The organism is Vibrio sp. 070316B (assembly GCF_013114115.1).
Classification (GTDB): Bacteria; Pseudomonadota; Gammaproteobacteria; order Enterobacterales; family Vibrionaceae; genus Vibrio; species Vibrio chagasii_B.
In genome coordinates, this window is the sequence record NZ_VTYC01000062.1 from 1 (window position 1) to 2388 (window position 2388).

Sequence of the window (2388 nt, forward strand, 5' to 3'; positions counted from 1 at the left end):
ATTGAGCCGCACCCTCCCTCATCCTGCCAGAATCGCTCTTTAAGGCCTTACCACATCGGTAAGGCCTTTTTGTGTTCACTGGCTCTCTTTAAGATCATTTGAGTGCCGAAAAGGATCTCTTTCTAGTGCTGACGGACAACAAGTGAGGACGACGAAGACTGAGGAGGACGAGCGCGGCGGGAGGAAGCCAACCCCCGTGTTGTATCACGGGGGTAAATTCGACATAACTATCAGCGATTAGTTAACCTAACTCACTAACTATATGTGATGTATCAACTTATATTGTGAACTAAATCGATAAAATCCTTTATGCCACCTGTTGCTAACAGCTGGCATAAACAGTATGTTGTTTATGCGTCGATTTAGAAAGGTATACGATGAAAGTTACACCTATTTGCTACGCTGTTCGTTGTTATTTAACTCTCTACGAAGTAACCAAGAGACGACCGCCTCCCGGCTGTCTATCTGATGTCTTGACCCATTATTTAAATAAGGTCGAAGTAATCCACTTTGTTGAGTCACTATTAGCAAGAAGAACGCAATCAAAAGGCATAGTTTCAAGAAACAGTACTATTAGTATCAAAGATTGCCAAATAACAAACTGTGGTACAGCAGTAGATATGGATTCAGCTTCCTCTATTGATATTGATCGTCTTGCTGTCACGAATTGTAATATGGGAATTAACGTAAGAAGTAATGCTAACAAGGAAATAGAAATGCCGCTAAACATAAAAAATAGTAATTTTAAAAGGGTTGGTACTGCCGTTAGAGCACCAGAACAAATGATGGTTGATGTAGATAATTGTGATTTTGAGGATATAAAAATTGGTTTCGATTTTTACATTCCTGAATCAGACTTATCAGAACTTGGATTACCGAAAGACACACCTCAAGAGTTGCTTCTTGAAGTTGCTAAAATCGTTCGCAATGATAGAACTAAAGATAGCCAAACTGTAATCGACAAGATATCCCAATCAGCTTTAGTAAAATGGCTCAATGTTACTTCTGGCATTGTTACTGTAGGAACTCCGATCATTAGCAATTTAGCAACCTATTTCTCATAATTTGGATAGGTAATTTGAAGAGAAAAACAGGCTCCACACGGAGCCTATTTAAGGCTTTACTTGCATATGTATAATGATAATAAATTTGTTTTTTATGAGAAGCAGTACTATCACGAATTAGAGATGAAACAAAAAATAGACCTTAAGCTACAAGCGCTAATTGTCTTTGCGTTTGCTTGGCTAAACTTGACCTCATACATGGTTCAAGTGGTCGATGATAGTGGTGATCCTCTTGTTTCCTACTCTTATTATTTTTTTGTTGCCATCTACCTTTTTCTTCTTGGTATGAGCCTCAGGTATTCAGTTTTTAGCTTTTATGGGAACGTATATCAATACATAGAAACCCCGAAGGTTTTTGATGATTACTATCAGGAAATGCATACCTACTATGCAAAGTATCATGACGGTGATAATCCAGCTGAACTTGAACTTAATAAATTCATTAAAGAAAACCTGATAAACTCTACGCACCATAATGCATTGTTAAATGATGCTCGCTCACAGAAGTCTTTTGAATCAACGAAATGGATGGTTATCTCATTCGTTCCATTCGTTATAGCTTTTATCATTTTTGTGTATTTCAAGCTGGATTTAACACACCCTACAAAACCTATTTTAATCGAAGAGAAAAATCTCACTGGAGCCTATAATTATGTCGAGCGACTCAACGCAACAAACACAGAAACCATCCCCGCCCCCAAAACCGTCAGGTATTAGGAGTGTAAAAAGTAATGTAGAAAAGCCGTTTTCTGCAAAGAACCCGCCACAATCCCCTAAAGGAAAGTAAACGAATGACTGAAAAAAAACCGGCTTCGCCACCTCCTCCACCGAAGCCACCTTCGGGAGTTAGATTCGTTAAAGATGGAATACCATCAACGCCGAAAAAGACCAAATAAATTAGAAAGGCTCCTTCACGGAGCCTTTTTTGTTACTTGATTTTTGCTATTGCCCTAGCGAGACCAAGTAAATGTGTGGAAGTCTTAATCTCTAGCTCAGACTGAATTCCCAATAGTGCAATACCTGCTAGTATTTGCTGCGGCCTCACCACTTGACCAGTAGGCAGTTCCATCCTGTCGTATAACATTTTGAACTGTTCCCACTCTTCACAAATGCTTAGTTCTCGACCTTTTGCCATTCTCATTAGTCTTTTGCACTCTGGAGGTATAGGCTTTCCTTCATCCCAACCCGTGACCGTTCTCACAGTTTTAAAACACAGTTCCGCGACCTCTTCCTTGGTCATTTGGCACTCTAACTCTCGAAAAATGTAATTCTTACTCATTTCGCGATACTTCAATGATAAAACCTCTAAATACAAGAGGTTGCA

General features: G+C 39.2%; 3 protein-coding genes. 2 read left to right on the top strand and 1 reads right to left on the bottom strand.

Annotation, left to right across the window (positions count from 1 at the left end):
• Positions 1–377: 377 nt before the first annotated feature.
• Entirely contained in the window at positions 378–1064 is a 687-nt protein-coding gene (locus F0251_RS24130) for a hypothetical protein (protein ID WP_171731972.1), read from the top strand.
• Positions 1065–1130: 66 nt separating this feature from the next.
• Positions 1131–1781, top strand: a complete 651-nt coding sequence (locus F0251_RS24135) for a hypothetical protein (RefSeq protein ID WP_171731973.1) — start codon at positions 1131–1133, stop codon at positions 1779–1781.
• Positions 1782–1992: 211 nt separating this feature from the next.
• Here the strand turns inward: F0251_RS24135 and F0251_RS24140 are convergent, their stop codons facing one another.
• Positions 1993–2358 carry a phage protein gene (locus F0251_RS24140; RefSeq protein WP_171731974.1) on the bottom strand — a complete coding sequence of 122 codons (366 nt, stop codon included), beginning with the start codon at positions 2356–2358 and terminating at the stop codon, positions 1993–1995.
• Positions 2359–2388 lie beyond the last annotated feature (30 nt).

What these genes read in the sequence shown, in the direction of transcription:
- F0251_RS24130 (WP_171731972.1), top strand. Translation starts at nt 378, where the DNA reads ATGAAAGTTACACCTATTTGCTACGCTGTTCGTTGTTATTTAACTCTC.
- F0251_RS24135 (WP_171731973.1), top strand. Translation starts at nt 1,131, where the DNA reads ATGTATAATGATAATAAATTTGTTTTTTATGAGAAGCAGTACTATCAC.